This window comes from Thermoactinomyces sp. FSL K6-2592, assembly GCF_038006465.1.
GTDB lineage: Bacteria > Bacillota > Bacilli > Thermoactinomycetales > Thermoactinomycetaceae > Thermoactinomyces > Thermoactinomyces vulgaris.
In genome coordinates, this window is the sequence record NZ_JBBOVH010000003.1 from 26377 (window position 1) to 43663 (window position 17287).

The 17287-nt window shown below is 46.1% G+C and carries 17 protein-coding genes; 2 read left to right on the top strand and 15 right to left on the bottom strand.

The window, feature by feature from the left end; genetic code table 11:
- Window positions 1–127: 127 nt before the first annotated feature.
- The 11 genes from cyoE to mutY form a co-directional block, all read right to left on the bottom strand.
- A complete protein-coding gene (gene cyoE, locus NYE37_RS12865) occupies window positions 128–1078 on the bottom strand; it encodes a heme o synthase (protein WP_231564613.1) in 951 nt (316 codons plus the stop codon).
- A gap of 430 nt (window positions 1079–1508) precedes the next feature.
- Window positions 1509–1919 (bottom strand): ATP-binding protein, encoded by a 411-nt coding sequence (locus NYE37_RS12870; protein ID WP_037996158.1) that lies wholly within the window; start codon window positions 1917–1919, stop codon window positions 1509–1511.
- Window positions 1920–1931: 12 nt separating this feature from the next.
- Window positions 1932–3713, bottom strand: coding sequence for an ABC transporter ATP-binding protein (locus NYE37_RS12875; protein WP_049719595.1), 1782 nt, complete (start codon window positions 3711–3713; stop codon window positions 1932–1934).
- Between the two features lie 167 nt (window positions 3714–3880).
- Window positions 3881–4660 carry a GTP-sensing pleiotropic transcriptional regulator CodY gene (codY, locus tag NYE37_RS12880; protein ID WP_037996159.1) on the bottom strand — a complete coding sequence of 260 codons (780 nt, stop codon included), beginning with the start codon at window positions 4658–4660 and terminating at the stop codon, window positions 3881–3883.
- A gap of 220 nt (window positions 4661–4880) precedes the next feature.
- On the bottom strand, window positions 4881–5405 hold the full coding sequence (lepB, locus tag NYE37_RS12885; RefSeq protein WP_049719594.1) for a signal peptidase I: 525 nt from the start codon (window positions 5403–5405) through the stop codon (window positions 4881–4883).
- A 132-nt stretch (window positions 5406–5537) separates the two neighbouring features.
- Window positions 5538–5876, bottom strand: coding sequence for a hypothetical protein (locus NYE37_RS12890; RefSeq protein WP_037996164.1), 339 nt, complete (start codon window positions 5874–5876; stop codon window positions 5538–5540).
- Window positions 5877–5906: 30 nt separating this feature from the next.
- On the bottom strand, window positions 5907–6737 hold the full coding sequence (proC, locus tag NYE37_RS12895; RefSeq protein WP_037996166.1) for a pyrroline-5-carboxylate reductase: 831 nt from the start codon (window positions 6735–6737) through the stop codon (window positions 5907–5909).
- Between the two features lie 687 nt (window positions 6738–7424).
- Window positions 7425–7868, bottom strand: coding sequence for a GNAT family N-acetyltransferase (locus NYE37_RS12900; protein WP_082240699.1), 444 nt, complete (start codon window positions 7866–7868; stop codon window positions 7425–7427).
- Window positions 7869–7932: 64 nt separating this feature from the next.
- A complete protein-coding gene (locus NYE37_RS12905; protein WP_037996169.1) occupies window positions 7933–8622 on the bottom strand; it encodes a hypothetical protein in 690 nt (229 codons plus the stop codon).
- 457 nt (window positions 8623–9079) lie between these two features.
- A complete protein-coding gene (locus tag NYE37_RS12910) occupies window positions 9080–10432 on the bottom strand; it encodes a VanW family protein (protein WP_049719592.1) in 1353 nt (450 codons plus the stop codon).
- Window positions 10433–10435: 3 nt separating this feature from the next.
- On the bottom strand, window positions 10436–11539 hold the full coding sequence (gene mutY / locus NYE37_RS12915; RefSeq protein ID WP_206760065.1) for an A/G-specific adenine glycosylase: 1104 nt from the start codon (window positions 11537–11539) through the stop codon (window positions 10436–10438).
- A gap of 242 nt (window positions 11540–11781) precedes the next feature.
- Between mutY and NYE37_RS12920 the strand changes: the two genes are divergently transcribed.
- Both NYE37_RS12920 and NYE37_RS12925 read left to right on the top strand, forming a co-directional pair.
- Window positions 11782–12759 carry a metal-dependent hydrolase gene (locus NYE37_RS12920; RefSeq protein WP_198051119.1) on the top strand — a complete coding sequence of 326 codons (978 nt, stop codon included), beginning with the start codon at window positions 11782–11784 and terminating at the stop codon, window positions 12757–12759.
- Window positions 12760–12793: 34 nt separating this feature from the next.
- Complete coding sequence (locus tag NYE37_RS12925; protein WP_049719590.1) at window positions 12794–13726, top strand: mechanosensitive ion channel family protein; 933 nt, start codon at window positions 12794–12796, stop codon at window positions 13724–13726.
- 77 nt (window positions 13727–13803) lie between these two features.
- Here NYE37_RS12925 and NYE37_RS12930 read toward each other — a convergent pair whose 3' ends face one another.
- The 4 genes from NYE37_RS12930 to NYE37_RS12945 all read right to left on the bottom strand — a co-directional run bounded on the left by NYE37_RS12930 (window position 13804) and on the right by NYE37_RS12945 (window position 17135).
- Window positions 13804–13956, bottom strand: a complete 153-nt coding sequence (locus NYE37_RS12930; protein ID WP_165489714.1) for a hypothetical protein — start codon at window positions 13954–13956, stop codon at window positions 13804–13806.
- A gap of 45 nt (window positions 13957–14001) precedes the next feature.
- A complete protein-coding gene (locus tag NYE37_RS12935; RefSeq protein ID WP_049719589.1) occupies window positions 14002–14901 on the bottom strand; it encodes a DNA-3-methyladenine glycosylase family protein in 900 nt (299 codons plus the stop codon).
- A gap of 163 nt (window positions 14902–15064) precedes the next feature.
- Entirely contained in the window at window positions 15065–15661 is a 597-nt protein-coding gene (locus NYE37_RS12940) for a 3D domain-containing protein (protein WP_049719588.1), read from the bottom strand.
- 124 nt (window positions 15662–15785) lie between these two features.
- Window positions 15786–17135 carry an O-antigen ligase family protein gene (locus NYE37_RS12945; RefSeq protein ID WP_037996176.1) on the bottom strand — a complete coding sequence of 450 codons (1350 nt, stop codon included), beginning with the start codon at window positions 17133–17135 and terminating at the stop codon, window positions 15786–15788.
- Window positions 17136–17287: the final 152 nt, after the last annotated feature.

Sequence of the window (17287 nt, forward strand, 5' to 3'; positions counted from 1 at the left end):
CTCACCACATTTCCTACCTCGCTTTCTGTAAGGTTGATCCGACCCCGATCAACCGAAGCCGGACCAATCATTTTCACAGTGCATCAAATCTATTTATATCAAGCTCATGATAAGCACTGTATCGTATTTATAAAATGCGCATCAAATCACGAATCAAAACATCGATCACCATCGAAAGCAAAATCACCGTCAAGTAAATCAAAGAATAAAAAAACATCTGATTTGCCCACTTGATATCATCTTTTGCAGAAAAGCCGCGGATGGATAAAACGACATAAATCCCACCCAGCACAAGTGACACAATCAGATAAAACCAACCCAAAGTCCCTGTGTAAAACAACAAATAAGAAGAAGGGAGCAAAAGAATCGTAAAGAACAGTGTTTGTTTCTTGGTCTCATGAAACCCTTTGACGACCGGCAACATCGGAACTCCTGCCTGACGGTACTCTTCCACACGCCGCATCGCAAGGGCAAAAAAGTGAGGAGGTTGCCACATAAACAAAATGAGAAAGAGTGCCCAAGCATTCAAATCGATGGCCGGATTGGCCGCAACCCAACCGATCATCGGCGGAACAGCTCCTGAAATCCCGCCAACCACTGTGTTTAAAGTACTGGTTCTTTTTAACCATAAACTATAAATCAAAACATATACCATTACCCCGATAAATGCAACAAATGCAGCAAGAATGTTCACACCGACAGCCAATAACATGAGTCCCAAAAGGGTTAATGTCAGACCATACCATAAAGCGGTAGCCGGTTTGATTCTTCCGTCAGCCACCGGGCGGCTCTTGGTACGTTCCATCAACGGGTCAATGTCCCTGTCGATAAAATTGTTCAATGTGCAACTGCCTGCAATCGTAAGTGCGGTTCCGAGCAAAGTCAGGATCAAAGTGACCAGATTCAAATCCGTCAATCCCGCCGCTACAAAATACCCTGCAAACGTGGCAATCAAATTACTCTTATTAATCCCCGGTTTCGTAATTTCTATATAATCACGCCAGGAGGCTTTATTTTTCGATTCCACAGAATCTAACATCTGCTCAGATGCGGTTTGCTCGGACACAGTATGGTTCACCCGTACAAACCTCCTTTCTACCAAGAAACCATCTTCAACTGGAAATGACTGTTGAAGAAAGGGAACAATATAATTTAACATAATACAAACAAAGAAAAAAACACAAATTCCTTTACATGCTCTTTTGTTCTCTTTCTCGGGCATGTTGCAAAAAAAGAGATACTTTTTGCCTAATTACCATCATCATTTTAGATGATAGAACCCCTTCGTGCAAGAGCAGGTAAAAGCGCTGCCGTGCGATCAAACAGTTTCCTTCATTTTTTATTATTGCCCTCGCGGCCCTTTTTTCTGCAAAAAACCTTTTCACTCATTAGTCTAATCGATTGTTCCAAGCGGAAGATGACATATTTGTGAACATTTTTCCCGGCCTGCAACGGCAATGGAAACCAAATGGCCGGCTTATCCAAAATAAGGTTTTTTAATGGGTGGATTATGAAATAATGGGTTTGTTTTTCAACCATTTGACCGCTTCGAGGCAAGTGCCGGATTCAACCGGAATTTGCCTTAACTCATCCATCAGCATATATACATGCTGAAGGCCGGAAGTTTCCCCGACTTGCCGGGCTTTTCCTTTTGCCAATTCTTCCAGGTTGTTTAATCCCGGCCCTTCGTCACGGACTTGAATCTTCAACCCTTTGCGTCCCCCTTCTTCCTTTACCGGGGAAATGGTCAAAATCCCCTTGTCAGCATATTGCACCACATTTTGGGCCAATTCCGACATGGATTGGACAATCCGCGATTGTTCCAGTTCGTCAAAACCAATTTCCTTTGCCATTTCCCTCACTTCACTCCGTATGTGGAAAATATCCTCTTCTGCATGGATCTCAAATCTTTTCTGCATGTTTCCCCTCCATCACGTGGTAAGCTTCCGGTCCGCTTCCGCCGATGTCCCGTGGTCGAAGTTTTGCACCCGGTAAAGCTCGGCATATTTGCCGTTTCGGCGCATCAATTCATCATGTGTGCCATGTTCGATCAACCGGCCATGGTCAATGACAAAAATCTGGTCGGCATGGGTAATCGTCGACAAACGGTGGGCAACGATCAAAGTGGTGCGGTCTTTGGCCAAACGCTCCAAAGATTCCTGGATTAAGTGCTCCGTTTGCAAATCCAGTGCCGAGGTTGCTTCATCCAAAATCAGAATGGACGGGTCTTTCAAAAAGACACGGGCAAGCGCAATCCGCTGCCTTTGCCCTCCTGACAATTTAATGCCCCGTTCGCCAATTTCAGTATCGTACCCTTGGGGAAGCTCTTGGATAAAGTCATGGGCATTGGCCGCTTTGGCCGCCTCAACAATTTCATCAAAGGATGCATCCACTTTTCCCAGCCGGATATTTTCGCTGACCGTCCCGCTGAACAAGATGTTTTCTTGCAAAACCATCCCGATTTGTTTCCGCAAACTGTTTAAAGTAAAAGAGCGGACGTCACGGCCATCGATGCGGATTTGTCCTTGATCGACATCATAGAAACGCGGAATCAGGGAAATAAAAGATGATTTTCCTCCGCCGCTTGGACCCACCAATGCAACAGTTTGTCCCGGAGCGATTTTCAGATCAATGTCTTCCAACACATAATCCTGATTCTCGTGGTAACGGAAACTGACATTGTCAAAGATAATTTCCCCCTTAACCCGTTCAACGTTTTTAGCATCCGGCAAATCGGTGATGTCATAAGGCTCATCCACAAACTCAAACACCCGGTCCATCGATGCAAAAGCCTGGGTCAGTGTGGTTGAAGAGTTCACCAAGCGCCGGATCGGGTTGTAAATCAATCCCATGTATCCGTAAAAAGCCGTCATTTCACCAATGGTCAGCCGTCCTTGAACCACCAGGTAACCGGACACGCCAATCACCAGAATGGGGGCCAGATCGGTGATGGTATTGATGGCTGCAAACGTTTTGGCCACCCAGCGGGTTTGGTTGAGGGCTTTGTCCAAGAAATGCCGGTTTCGCTGTTCAAACTGTTTCTGTTCGTGATTTTCCAAATGGAACGCACGGATGACTGAAATGCCTTGGACCCGCTCATGCAAATGCCCTTGCAATTCAGCCAAAGCCTGTGAACGCTCTTTGGTGGTTCTTCGCATATTTTGGAAGAAGTACTTGACGGAGATGGCATACAACGGAAAGACTGACAAAGAAATCAGTGTCATCCACGGATCCAGCCAAAGCATGAAACCGACGGCAATAAGCAGGGTGGATAAATCCAGCCAGATATTCATCATGCCGGTAATCACAAATTCTTTGGTTTGTTCCACATCGTGAATGACCCGGGAAATGATTTGCCCCACTTTGTGATTTTGGTAATACCGCAAGGATAACTTTTGAATATGATCAAAAAGTTTGTTGCGTATGTCAAATAATACTTTGCTTGCAGTCCATTGGGCAAAGTATTGCCGGAAATATTCCACCGGAATTCTGATCACCGTGAACACAAAAAGGGCCGCCAACATCACCCACATCAATTTTTGTATCTTATCCTGAGCCGGCAACGATGACAAAAGCAAATCATCCACCACATATTTCAAAAGCAGTGGAAGAAGCAACGGAATCCCGAACTTCACGATCCCGATGATCATCGTCAGAGTGATTTCTTTCCAATATGGCTTGACAAATTGAAGATATCGCTTCATGCTACCCATTTCTTTCAACCCCTGTATGTTAAGAACTGACTTCTATTATAACAGGGTACAAGAATCGGATCACCAATAAGGGGAAGATCTCCCCTTTCGTCCGTACAGACAACCATTGCAAAACATACATGGCAAAAAACACCGGCCCCTTGAACAAGGGACCGGTGTTTTATCCATCAGTGACGGGCTTTTTCCAAAGCCGGCAACAATTTCGGATTCAGGATTTTGATGTAGGTTCCTTTCATTCCCAATGAACGGGATTCCACAACCCCGGCACTTTCCAGTTTGCGCAGAGCATTTACGATGACGGAACGTGTAATTCCCACACGGTCGGCAATTTTGCTTGCGACCAAGAGCCCTTCCATGCCATCCAATTCGTTGAAAATGTGTTCAGCCGCTTCCAACTCGCTGAAGGACAGGGAGTTGATGGCCAGCTGTACAACCGCACGGCTCCGTGCTTCCTCTTCAACTTGGCCGGCACGCTCACGCAAAATTTCCATTCCCACGACGGTTGCCCCATACTCTGCCAAGATCAAATCGTCTTCTTCAAATTTATTGTTCAGACGGGACAATACCAATGTTCCCAAGTGGTCACCGCCACCCATGATCGGAACAATCGTGGTGTACCCGTTTTTGAACATCTCTTTCATTTCAGTCGGATAAGCCGTGTACGGGCTGTCCACATCCACGTTTGTCATGGATTTGTCAACTTCCATGAGCAATTTTGCATATTCCGGCGGGAATTCACGGGTTTTCAAATACTGATTCATCCGTTCATTCTCGACGTCATGGTTGATCGCCATTCCCAACAGTTTTCCTTCAGGCCCGACGACATAGATGTTGGCGCCGATAATGTCACAAAGCGCTTCTGCAACCTCATCAAAATCCACCAGGTTGTGACCTGCGTTTCTTTGCAAAATTTTGGAAATGCGTCGTGTTTTGTTCAATAGATCCATATCCATAACCTCCAAGTTCATTTTCTTTGATTCTTGTATGTTTATGGGCCGTCCTTTTGACCGTCCAAAAGACGGGTTATTTTTAACGGGATTGAATTCCGGGGAAAATCAATAAAAGTAAACACTTACCTATTATGCGACATTTAAGCAATTACGCAATTTCAATTCTGTGAACAATTTTCGACTTTTATACCTATTCCAAATTGTTTCCTTTATGGCTTTAAAGGGAAGAACCGGACAAAGACCGCCATAAGATCCGTTCCACTTTTCCATTGATCAATTCGCAGGGAACAAATCCCACGCTTTCATAACGGCTGTCTTTGCTGGCATACCGGTGCCGGTTATCTCCCATGACGAATACTGTCCCCGGCTTTACCCGGACGGGTCCGAAATCCCCGTCTTCGATCTTGGTGTCAATATACTCTTCGACTGCTTTTTTCCCGTTCAGGTATAAATATCCATTTTTCACTTCAATGATGTCCCCTCCGACACCCACCACCCTTTTCACCAAATAACGCCCGGGATTGGATGGATCTTGAAACGTGACGATATCTCCCCGTTTTGGTTCATTCCACAAGAATGTAAATTTGTTCACAAGGAGATAGTCCCCGTCATGAAGTGTCGGCTTCATTGATGTCCCGTTCACAACGGATAGTGCAATCCCGTAATGGTTGACCGCCCAGGAAAACAAGATTGCATAGATGAGCACAAACACCCATTTATACAATCGTTTCACCAAGTCCATGTTCATTCACTCCATCATCTACCCCCAATTCTCGCAAGGTACCGGTGATACCGGAAGGAAGCAGACGCGGAGCAAAAGGTTTCTGACGACACGGTGAAGACAAAGAATGAATCTTTTTTTTAAAAAAGAAACCTATTGCCAAACCAAGGAATTTTCACTCACATCATCTTGTTCTACCACTTTTCCCCTGTCAATTGCAAGCATAAACCCAACATTTGTTAACAAAATGACGTATTTTTGGCAAATACACCCAAAAACACGTAGTTTTATCATCCGCTCCTCCGATGGCATCACCGTCTTTTTTGGCTCTTTTCCATTCCTCTCAATGAAGTTTCTAGTCTTTTTATTTCCAAAAATAACATAAAATAAAACACCCAAAACTCTGAATTTAATTTTTTTCTGTAATAAAGAAAAATCCCTTACTAAATCAACTTCAGGGAAAACCGGACTCCGGCATGAAAAAGAGTCCATGAACCCGCCTTGTCATGGACTCTCAACATTTCAATAAGAAGCATGTTGTTTGCCCAATTCACCCGCCCGCTTCGCCGCCTTCAGCACGGCCGCTTTCACCGCTTCGTCAAAGCGATAATCCCTTAATGCCTGCAAACCGGCCATGGTGGTGCCTCCGGGAGATGTGACTTCTTCACACAACTGCCTGGCATTTTTTCCGCTTTCCATGAGCATATGTGCCGCTCCCAGCAAAGTTTGAACCGTTAAGATCCGGGCTGTTTCCGGATCCAAACCGGCCGATACCCCGGCAGACTCCATGGCTTCCGTCATGGTATAGATATAAGCCGGACCACTTCCCGACAGGCCCGTCACGGCATCCATCAAAGCTTCTTCCACCATGACCACCAAGCCGATAGTGGAAAAAATCTCTCTTGTGATCTCAACCGCTTCCCGGGTCGCCCGGCTTCCCTTGCTCATCGCCGTGGCCGATCGCCCCACCCGGCAAGAGGTGTTTGGCATCACCCGCATCACCGAAACGCGATTTTGTAAATAATTATCAATGAATTCCGTGGTGATTCCCGCCACCGCAGAGATTAAAATTTGTCCGTCCTGTAAACGCTCTCCCCATTTTTTCAACACTTCGACCGTATCTTTGGGTTTTACCGCAAGAATCACAATCTCTGCCCCGGCCACATTTTCTTCGCTTTGCTTCGTCCAATCAAGCCCGTATTTTTGACATATTTCTTTGATGCGCGTGCGGTTTTGCCGGTTCACCATGCTCACTTGATGCGGCTTCACCTTCTTCTCCGTGATCAGCCCTTCCAAAATCGCTTCCGCCATGGATCCGGCGCCGATAAACCCGATGGTCTTGTGTGCAAGCATCAAAAATCCCTCCTCTTTGTTTCAAAATAAAAAACCTCTTTTCGCCTAAAGGACGAAAGAGGTTTGTCTTCCGCGGTACCACCTTTGTTGGCACATCCATTGTGCCCGGCTTTTTATCTGTAACGGGAAAACCCGGATAGATTCATCATCTTCCGCATACAAGGGTGGGTTCAAACAGACAACACCGGCAAAGCCTCTCAACCGGCGGGCTTTACTCTCTGTACGGCTTGTCATGTTTTACTGGCCCTCGTCATCGCGTTTCCAACATATATCGGTTGTACGAACGGTTTTTTCTCACTGATCATGAAATTCTGCTAACTATTATGAATCATTGCGATCGGGATGTCAACCGGAGATCACGGCCCGGCCCCCACCCCGGCAACCGTTTTGAGCTTGCAGAAAAGAGAAAGCAAAAAGCAAATGCATTCATCCAAACACATTTAATAATTTTTTGATGAATCATTAAAATTTACATAACAAAAAACAAAACAAGAAAGCCGGTTCATCTTTTCAAAAAAGCGGAACAGGCAAAAAAATAAACCGTTCAAATAATTTTAATTTGAAAGCGCATTCAAAGTGTAGTAATCTTAACTTAAAACAGATATCCTTAAATAGGCTTGGGGTCCAAAAAAGGATTTGGACACAAAAAAATCTCTGCCTTTCGGCAGAAACTCAAAGCATAAAAAATTATGAAACGGTTTGACGCCTTTGAAAGACAGAATACAACTCTTTTTCCAAGCGAGTGGAGCAACTATTGGTATAGCCGAGATGTTGATAAAATGGGAGCAGTTTTTTCGTTCCTTCATCGACTGTGATCCAAATCCTTTTGACTCCTTTTTTCCAAAAACGATGTTCCAACTCACGGACCAACATGGTGCCAATTTTTCTCTTTTGATGGTCAGGATGGACAGCCAGACAATAAAAAAAGCCCGTTTGTTGATCAATCGTACCAACAATCGCACCAACCACTGTTCCTTCTTCTTCAGCCACGATCACCAAATCCCGGTCCAAGCTGATTTGTTCCGCCAACACTTGCAACGTTTCTTTTTCCTGCTCGCGAGAAGCTGTCATTTGCCAAATGTTTGATACATCATGTACATCTGACAATCGAAAAGAACGTAAGCGTATCATTTTTTCCCCCCGCTTCAGATCCCATTCTCGGCTTATTTATTTTACCTCAAGAACTAATTTTATTTCAATCCATTTCATTTCCAATCGGATTCATATCTTCAGCCGCATACCAAAGCCACGGGACAAACAAAAGGATGGCAGCCCCCTGCCAGAAAACCGCCGCAGAACCGACCCACCGCACCAAGACCGCCCCGGTCAGAACCATGACCCAAACCAGCAACGACCACCAATGAAGCAAGCGGGAAAGACCCGATGACCGGAACATCACGGCGGTATAGATCAACCCGCCGACGGCCCAACAAGAGGGGACAAAGACGCTGATCGCGGGGACAAGTAAATGTTCCCAATCATCCAGATGATGAAACAAGAGCGGATTGGTTGTCTCCCAAGCCATTTTCATCAGCAATGGATAGACAAACATTTGTATAAAGACATGGATGAATAAGGAAAGGCTGCCCATCAATTGAATAAACCAACCCCACTGCAAAATCACGCGATATTGCCGGTCGAGGGTGAACAACAAGATGGTGAAAACGGCCAGAATGGACAAAACGGCAATCAGAATGCTAATCCAGGAGATCGTCACCAGGACCTCATTCGCCTGCATAAAACGGAACCGTCTGAGCCAGGACCCCTGAGACAGTTGGAAAAGAACGAACATGACAAAAAGAACGGTGACAAAATGAAGAAGAGCCGACCCGCGGAATACCCATAAAAACCAATGCTTGCGAACCCCCACAGACACATGTTTCATCACTTACCACCCCCGCCGGAACACTCAGAAAACAGCAAAATTTTCCTTTTTCTTTATTTTATCCTGCCCCCTCTTCTTTCAATCACTTTTTTCCAGATCTTTTTATTTTTGTTGTGATTTGCAAAACGCATTCCTTGCGGATTCACTTTGGTGCATAACCGGTATAAATCATGCATGCCGCGCAGTTGTTCCATAAGCAAAAAGGACTGACCACCCGGGTCAGCGTCAGCCTCTGAATTCGTCTTGCAGGGACGTCTTCCCGTGAATGTGAAATTCCTGATTGAAGGAGAAGAAGAAATCGGCAGTCCTCATCTCATCCCTTGTTTACAGAGATACAAAAAACGTTTTCAATGCGATCTGGTGCTTATTTCCGACACGGCCATGTTGGATGAAAACCAACCGGCTGAACAAAAAACACCCTTTGACCCGTTCATCTTGGCCGAAGGGTGTTTTTTGTTTAAGACTGCGGCACTTCCTTTCCGCTCTGATCAACGACCACTTCCGTAAAGGATTCGGGTGCCGGCGCCACATTGCGCTTTTTCACTTTGGCTCCGGGAACCGTATAAACATTTGCCGTCAGTTCCCCGCCGTTGATAAAGATCCTCAAAAGAATCGGAGCATCCAGATTGTTTTGGAAGCGGAAATCCGGACCGCCCCATGAAACCGTGGCATCCCGGCCTTTGGGCACATAATCGACATCTGCACTGTGATGGACCACTCTCAACATTTTCAATCCGGCACGGTCCGTACTGTTGTATAACGTGGAAGAGACTTGGCAAATGCCTCCGCCAATGCCTTCGGTATATTCTCCTTTGACAATCACGTGAGCGGTTTTATATCCTCTTGCTTCAGTGCGCTCTCCCACCACTTGGTTGAATGAAAATTTTTCGCCGGGCAACATGACCAAATTATGAATCTCATTGGAGGCCAGCTGCATATTCGTGGTCCGGTTGACGTTTCCTGGGTTGAATTTGGTGGTGTAGCTTCCGATCAAATTTTTATCCACTTGGCGCAAATCATTGCTGGTCACCTCCGGTTTCACCTCAACCATGGGGATCGTATACGGTTGATTCAAGGAAGCATGCCAATTATTCAGCCATTCCTTCATTTTTTCCACATCCATGTCTTCTCCGTATTCTCCCTTGATCAGGGTCTCCCCCCAACGGTTGTTCTCAAACCGGGCATTCTTCGGTTCGACACGCACTTCCTTGCGGACGCTGTCCAACCATTCGGTTAATTTTTTCATATCCACACTTTCCGGACTTTTTCCATCATAACCCAATTGCCACAAATCCAACTCGTATTTTTTGCCCTCATGTTGCAAAATCAGTTTGGCCGGATCTTTCTTTTCTTCCTCCGTTTGAACCGCAGCAACTTCTTCCGTCGTCCCTGCCGGGCCGTAAACACCAAAGCCCAGGATCGCCACCACCGTCATGGATGCGATGATGGTGCTCACCAAAATCTTTTTGGGACGGGGAGTGTTTTTGATTTCACTCTTGATCCTTTCCCGGATTCCTCTTTCCTGCGGCACGCCGGCCGGGGTCCCGTCCGCTTTCTCATTTGGTTTGTTTTGCTCATTGCTCATTGCTTCCGGTTTCGCATGGGCTTGTTCAGCCTTTGCATGCTCTTCAGCCCCGGTCGGGGAAAATGCCCCCGGATCGCCAAATGCCTGCTGCTCTCCGCTTCCTGTCCCTTCCGGCTTCTTTCCATCATCCACACGGATCTCCAACTCAGATTTTGTTTCAGAGGAATGTTCCTCATGCTTCTTCTCTTTTTCCTCCACAATCACACTCTCCCTTTTATCATCCATCCGTCAGACTTTTTTTCGTTCTGTTTTAAACGCTTTGTGGTAAACATTGGCCCAGGTTTTTTCTTCTCTTTTCTCTTTTTCCAGCCATGACCATGACGTTGGCAAATCAAAGCCGGTATTTTTAAGCTCCACTTCCACCACCGTCACCTTCCAATGGCGATGGCTGAAAACATGTTGAAATTCTCCTTTGATTATATAATTTAAAGCAGGTATTCGATTTTCTTTGCAAAATTTTTCTATGATTGTCAAATGATGATCTCCTTTGGGGATCTCAAAGGTCGGCAAACCCCAAAGCCCGGCAAGCAATCCTTGTTCAGGCCTTTTCTCCCCGATAAACAAGTTTTGATGTTGAAAAAAGACCATCACCATCTCTTGTTGCACCGGCGGTTTTGCCTTTTTTTTGACCGGAAGTTGTTCTTCCATCCCTTTTTCATAGGCTTCACACACCGAACGAACCGGACAGAGCAAGCAGCCGGGTGATACCGGAGTGCAAATGGTTGCCCCCAAATCCATCAACGCCTGGTTGAAATCCCCCGGGGCTTCTTCCGGCATGACACGCTCCACCAGAGACTCCATCTTTTTCCGGGTGGTGCCGGATGCAATATCCTCTTCGATGGCAAACAAACGGGAAAAAACGCGCATCACGTTCCCGTCCACAGCCGGAATTTTTTGGTCAAACGCAATGCTTAACACCGCTCCGGCGGTATAAGTGCCAATTCCTTTTAATTTTAAAATGGATTTTTTATCTGAAGGGATTTTCCCATCGCCTTCATGAACGATTTGCTTGGCGGCTTGGTGCAAATTTCGTACACGCGAATAATAGCCCAAACCTTCCCAAGCCTTCAGCACTTGTTCTTCGGGGGCATTGGCCAGATCTTCCACCGTGGGAAACAGCTTCATAAACCGTTCAAAATAAGGGATCACCGTATCGACGCGGGTTTGTTGCAGCATGATTTCGGAAACCCAGATTCGGTAAGGGTCTTTGTTTTTTCGCCACGGCAAATCTCTCTTGTTTTGTCCGTACCACGCCAGTAATTGTGTCTGAATAGTATGTCGTTTTTCTTCACTGATGGATAAATGTTTATCAATATCGCGACTTTTTGGCAATCAGTGTCCTCCTTTAGCATGAATTCGGTTCCAAAGGTTATAATCTGAATGAGATGATACAGAAAATCCTGTTATTAACATCATACACGACCTGACCCCAATTTGTATAAATGAATTTTAACGTTCCTTTAAACTATGGACAGTAGTTGCTTTATTAAAATAAATTTTATCGATTACGTCAATCTTTTCATTATAAAAATCTGATAAAATTTGTTCAGTCTGTCCCGGAGGAGGGTCTAAGAATGGATACAGGAACCCATTTTGTGATGGGGGTGGGACTTTTCGGATTGGCTCAATTGGATCCGGCGGTCACAACCGATCCTGAAACAATGAAATCGGTGCTGTTGGCAACCGTGATCGGATCTGAAATACCGGATATCGATACGCTTTACCGCCTGAAAGGAAATGCCAAATATATCCGGAATCACCGGGGATTCAGCCATTCATTGCCAATGCTTTTGGTTTGGCCCGGTCTCATCACCCTTGGGCTTTTTCTTCTGCTACCGGAAATAAATGTGTTACACACGTTTTTATGGAGCTTTCTTGCCGTCTTTATCCATATCTTTATTGATTTGTTTAATTCCTACGGAACCCAGGCGTTCCGTCCGTTATCCAGAAACTGGGTGACTTTTAACGTTTTGAACATCTTTGATCCTTTCATTTTCTCCCTTCATCTGGCCGGATTTGCCTTGTGGTGGATATGGCCGGCTCAAAGCGGAAAAATCTTCCTTCTGGTCTATTTGGCAATCGCCGGTTATATTGCGCTCCGGTTTTGGCAACAGCGAAATCTGCTCCGGATGGCACAAAAACAAGTCAATGTGCTCGGCAGATACACTCTGACCCCCACTTTTCGCTGGAATGTGTGGAATTTGATCGTTGAAACCCCGGAAATGGCAAAAGTGGGTGAAATTCGGAGTAAACGAATCCATTGGACCGGCCGTTTTCCGACCAAAGATATGCTTCATCCGGCCGTCAAGGAATCGAAAAAGGCCGAACCCATCCGTGCTTTCCTTTCTTTTACTTCTTACGGATATCCCAAAGTCTTTGAACGTCCCTACGGTTATGAAGTCCGCTGGCTGGACGTCCGGTACCATTATAAAAGGCATTATCCCTTTTTTGCCATTGCTTTACTTGACCATCAACACCAGATCTTTTACGCTTATGTTGGTTGGATGAGCAGAGAACAATTAGATAAAAAAACAAAACAATTCATTTCATAAATTCGCTTGATGAAACCGGAGGAGAAGTAAAAGAATGAATGGAATAACGGAACAAACATTGAATACACAAATTGCGGCCGCCGGGGAATTGGCAGTGCAAACCAAAACCCTGTTGACCCGGATGATTGAAGATCCGATGTCTTACATTGTCCTTCCAGCCGGTCAAATTGCGCTCATCGTTGTTTTGACGATCGTGGCACTTCGCTTTGTCGACCGGATTGTGGATAAAATTTTTGACATCAGCCGGATGGAATCCAAAAAAGCGCAAACCCTCCGCAAGTTGATCAAATCCATTGCCCGTTATGCCATTTACTTTATATCCGCACTCACCATCTTAATCAATCTCGGCTTTGATCCGCTGCCTGTGCTGGCCGGTGCCGGGGTTCTGGGCTTGGCGGTCGGTTTCGGGGCACAAAATCTGATCCGGGATGTCATCAGCGGATTTTTTATGATCTTCGAAGGACAGTTGGAAGTCGGCGATTATGTGGAAATCAACGGTCAAATCCGCGGAACGGTCGAAGAAGTCGGCCTCCGCATCACCAAAATTCGTGAATTTAACCAACGGCTGCATTATCTCGCGAACGGTAACATCAACCAAGTGACAAATTACAACCGGGATCAGATGCGGGCCATTGTCAACGTGACGGTTCCTTATGAATCCGACTTGTCAAAAGTGAATGAAGCATTGGAAGAGGTTTGTGCAAACATTCAAGAAAAGTTTGCCTCTTCTCTGATTCAAGAACCGGAAATCATGGGGATCACCACGATGGATGCAAGCGGGGTCACATTCACTCTGACCGCCCTCAGCGAACCGGATCAATTTTGGGCACTGGAAAGGGCGATCCGAAAAGAAACCATTCTTGTTTTGCACAGATACAAAATCGACTTCGCTTATCCGCGCAGTGTGGTATATCACTTAGAAGACGGACAAGAAGCGAAACTGGTCAAAGAAGGCTTTGAAGTGTAAGGAAATACAATCAGCCCCTCCTTTTTGAAGGAGGGGCTTTTCTGTTTTTCCGACCACTGTTTCGTCAACGGTTTTTTTTATAGAAACTGCCCGGCAAGCACAAAGACGGTAATGGCAAGAATTGCAATCCCTGTCCACACTGCCATCGCTTTGAGATCCCGCATCAAGATGCCATGGGCATCGACTTCCGCAACACGTTTCTTCTTTTGTTGAGCTCTCTTCCTTGCCACTTTCATCTTCTCCTTTACAAATGTCGATCGACATTGCCATTTCCATTATTCCCCGTTTTTCAGGTCGCTCAGGGCATCCCATAAATAAAAAGTAACATAACTGGCATAGGGGGACCAACTTCTGCCAAGTTGCCGGATGGTCGGTTCATCCGGTCTTTCTTGCATGGAATAAAACTGTTTGACCGCATTTCTCAGCCCGATATCCTGGGCCGGGAGCAGATCGGGCCTCCCCAGTCCAAATAGCATCACACATTCCGCCGTCCAACGTCCAATCCCCCGGATTGGAAGCAAGCGGGCAAAGACTTCCTCATCGGAACATCTGTCCAGTGCCTCCAGATCCAATTTGCCGCCGGCTATCCTTCTCGACAAATCGATAATGTATTCTGCTTTGCGACGATTGAACTGGATCTCTTGCAAATCCTCATACCTGAGCCGGGCAATCTGTTCCGGGGTCGGGAAAACAGCCCATCGTTCTCCTTGAAATTCGGCTTCATCCCCTGCCAGTTCAATCAAACGGCGAATGAGGACAGCTGCAAAAGATACATTCAATTGTTGCCCGATGACCGTTTTGATCAAACACTCATGCAAGTCGGGATCCAGCACAAAATGCAATCCCTTCCGTGCCAGGATCACCGGGGCCAACTCCGGGACTTGTTCCATTTGTTCATAGAACGGTTGCAAGTCCACTTCGGTGGAAAACATGCGGGCCACTTTTTTGCGGAACCCTTCTTCTTCCTGTTCCTCCACCTTCCCGGTGATCTCCACCTTCAGGGCAACATCCTCCTCGTCACAGCTTACCGAGAGCAATAACGGACCGTGCTTTCCGTGAATGGTACGCTGAAAACGGCCATGTCGGCAACGATAAATGCTTTTTTCAAATGAATGAAGGCGTTTGGTCGTAAGTTTAAATGAATACGGATAACGCAATGGAAGTGAAAATTCCATCGGATTTCTCCTTTCCCTTTCATTTTATGCTCATCCCCAATCAAAAAAAAAGACTTTTCCATCAGGAAAAGCCCATTGTTCGTAAAATTCACAATTATGGATCGGATTTTTGGCAGGGCGGCAATGATCCGGTGAACGAACCATCGCCCAAGACGGAAAAAACTCATTCCACCATTTCGACGCGGACATTTCTCTTGACTCCGAATTGAAGGGCTTCATCCAGATCTTCCATGTAAACGTCTATCCGCCGCCCGTTGATCGCCCCTCCGGTGTCTTGGGCAATCCGGTAACCAATTCCCTCAATGTAAACACGGGAGCCGATGGGAATCACATCCGGATCGACGGCAATGGTCAATCCTTCCATTACCGGACTTCCACTGGCTGTGATCCCGTACCCCGGGTCACCCGGCCGTTTGCCTGTCGACTCCGGTCCGGCCGTGTAGGCCGTGAGCGTAAATTCACCGAGGTCCTTCCCTCTTTTCATCGCCGGCATGGCATGGGCAGACAATTGGACGGATCCTTGTTTTTTCCGGATCCGCAATTTTTGTCCCGGATAGATCTTATCCGGATCCTTCAGGTGGTTCATCCGCACCAAATCGTTCACGGAAACCTCATATTTCCTCGCCAACCGGGTCAACGTATCCCCTTTTTGAACCACCACCGCGTCCTCCGCAAGGCTTTCGGCCCCGGCATCACCGGCCAACCAACAGGCTGCCAGAGAGAAAGACAAAACAAAGCAAAGCATATGTATCCATTTCACGGGTACCACCTCAAACCAAAAAGTTTTTTCATGGTACCATCCTGATCTAATTTTTCAGATTTTATACACTCTTGTTCCTCTTGGATGAATACAAAAAAGCCGGGGAAATGCATTTCCCCGGCTTCTACTCGATTTTCCGGTGTACAAAAACGCGATAAATCCAGTACATCACTTCATACGGGATAAAGAGCAAGATCCATGAAATCACTTTTCGCTCCGAAAAAGCGGGAAATTCCCGCTCGGGTTCCGAAGACTTGCTCCAGTCCGGCTTATTGACGCAACGACGAACATACTGAGTATGAATGATAATGACACTAAGCATAAACATCAGGCCGATCTGCGGAGCAATAATCGGATAGTCATACATTCCATGCCCCAAAAGAGCAATGGTCAAAGACAAGAGCATTCCGGCCAGCCTTTTTTCTTCTTTTTGGTTGGCCACCTTCCGCCAGCGCCTCGCCCGTTGGATGGTCAAAAGCAACATCCAAAGAAACAGCCCCAACCCCAACACACCGAACTCACTGGCAACCCCCAAAAAAATGTTATGGGCATGATAAACATAAAATCCGGCTTCTTTGACAAAAAGTTGGCCGAAATGAAGGGGCAGCACCCCGAGCAACCAATGTTCCCTGAAAATCTTGAACGCGGTTGTCCACACTTCCAAACGGACTTCAATGGTTGCCTGCAAGGTTTCCTTGCGCGGGATCAGCTCGGGAAAACAAGAAATCAGCAAAAAAATGGCAAGCGTAATCGTCACAGTTCGTTTTCGGTGTCCCGTCATCCACAGCTGGACAATCAAGCCGATGAGCAATCCGGCCCATGCACCGCGGGAACCCGTACACCAAATCGCCGTCACATAAACCCCGAAAATCAAAAATGCCATCAACTTATGCCATTTTTTCTTCAACACGGATGCGGCATAAATGCTCATCAAGGAAAAACAGATGAGCAAAGCGGCAGTCAAATTGGAATTTCCCGACGTTCCGATGCTGCGGACGGATCGTTCCGATTGAAAACGAAAATCATTGTAAAATTGTAAAATATTACCTACAAAGGAGTCATTGATGACATGCCAATCCATTTGCTGGATAAAAACAATGACCGCAATGTAAAGACCGCTCAGCCAAAAAGCAAGGTACGTCTTTTGCACTTCTTGCCAAGACCAGCTCAAATGGCGGATCCAAACCGCCAACATCCAATAAAGCCCAAACATGGCAATCGGAATCAACCCGACGGGAATCCCGTAAAACCAGGAAGGTTCCACCAGCCAGCTGACCGCGGAAATCAGCATGAACCCGATGAAAGCCTTCTCCGGCCAATCAAGGGATTTCAAAAACCGGTATTCTTTCCGATGCCACAAAACAGCTGCTGCAATGCACAAAAGGGCAACCGGCGGCAACAATGGCGTCAAGATAATGGATAAAAATAAAAACTGTGCCAACCGTTGATTTCCCCAGAAATTTATTACTTTCAAGAGTATAAACTCCTTTTGATCAAGTTTCGCTCATCTTCGACAGCACATGCAAAATTATTGTGGACAAAATCGCCTTTTTTATTCCTACTCTACATTGTACACGTAATTTATATATATTTCGATTCGCCCATCGGTTCATTCCTCTTTATTCC